This is a genomic window from Desulfonatronospira sp. MSAO_Bac3 (genome assembly GCF_003838035.1).
In the GTDB taxonomy this organism is placed as follows: domain Bacteria; phylum Desulfobacterota; class Desulfovibrionia; order Desulfovibrionales; family Desulfonatronovibrionaceae; genus Desulfonatronospira; species Desulfonatronospira thiodismutans.
In genome coordinates this window covers 1-1,254 of the sequence record NZ_QYZY01000005.1, presented here as the reverse complement: position 1 = coordinate 1,254, position 1,254 = coordinate 1, and the positions used below count along the sequence as shown (strand labels likewise).

Below are 1,254 nucleotides of genomic sequence, written 5' to 3'. Positions count from 1 at the left end.
CAGGCTCCTGATGGTTATGCCCGTATCCAGATTCACGCTGTCCTTGTCTAAGCCTATCCAGCCTATGGCCCCGGCATAGGGTCCCCTGGGAGCGGGCTCGTGCTCACCTATTATTTCCATGGCCCTTATCTTGGGCGCACCGGACACGGTTCCGGCGGGAAATGAAGCCCGGATGACCTCTAAGGCGTCCAGCCCCTCCTTGAGCCTGGCGGATAGATAAGAGGTCATGTGCATGACATGGGAAAATCTCTCCACCCGCATGAATTTGTCCACTTCCACACTTCCGCCCACAGCCATGCGGCCCAGGTCATTGCGGCCCAGATCCACCAGCATGACGTGTTCGGCCCTTTCCTTTTCATCGGATAAAAGATCCTCGGCCAGGCGCTCGTCCTCTTTTTCGCTCTCAGCCCGGTGCCTGGTTCCGGCAATGGGCCTTAGCTGCAGCACGTCCTGGCCGCACTTGACCATCAATTCAGGTGAAGACCCCATCAGGGTAATACCTTCCATATTCAGATAAAAAGTATATGGCGAGGGATTTATACGCCGCAAATGGCGGTAAACCAGAAACGGATCTCCCCGGAAGTCAGCGCTGAACCGGGTGGAGAGAACCACCTGGATTGCTTCGCCCTGTCTTATAAGCTCCTTGATATCACTTACCCTGGCCTGGTACTCTTCCTGGGAGGGAGTGGTGCTGACACTGCCCACCTTGAACTCGCTTCTGGCCTTGCAGGGTTTGGGCTTGGGCAGGGCTATCTCCTTGTCTAAGCAGATGTAATAGCAGTTGTGATGCAGGTGATCGAAAAGCAGTATCCGCCCCGGCAGTACCAGCTGGGCTTCGGCTTCTTCAGGAGGCAGCACTTCTGCCAGTCTGGGCTCCAGAAGCCCTCCAAGACCGAATCCCAGATATCCGTAAACCGCCCTGGTCACAGGGGGCAACTGGAAAGCGGGATCCGGCTGAACTTTTAGTTCAGCCAGCACAGAGCGCACACCCTGGATAAAGTCCATGCCCTGCATCTCTTTGAGCCCGTCCAAGCGATCATCTAAGGTCTTGACCCTTAATTTGCCCTCGCTGCAACTAAGCTGCAGCCTGAAATCCCAGGCCAGCAGGCTGTACCTTCCCAGACGCCCGTCCACCTCGGAACTCTCCAGCATTATTCCCTTTTCTTTGCCGATGAGGCTCAGATAAAGGGACACCGGCGTCTGCGTATCCGCGGGCAGACAGGTGGCCTTCTGCTGCAGGTTGATCATATGTTT

1 protein-coding gene is annotated in these 1,254 nt (G+C 56.0%); it reads right to left on the bottom strand.

Annotated features, from left to right (window positions below):
* On the bottom strand, positions 1–1,254 hold a 1,254-nt coding region (locus D5S03_RS00075; RefSeq protein ID WP_502697104.1), incomplete at both ends, for an anthranilate synthase component I family protein.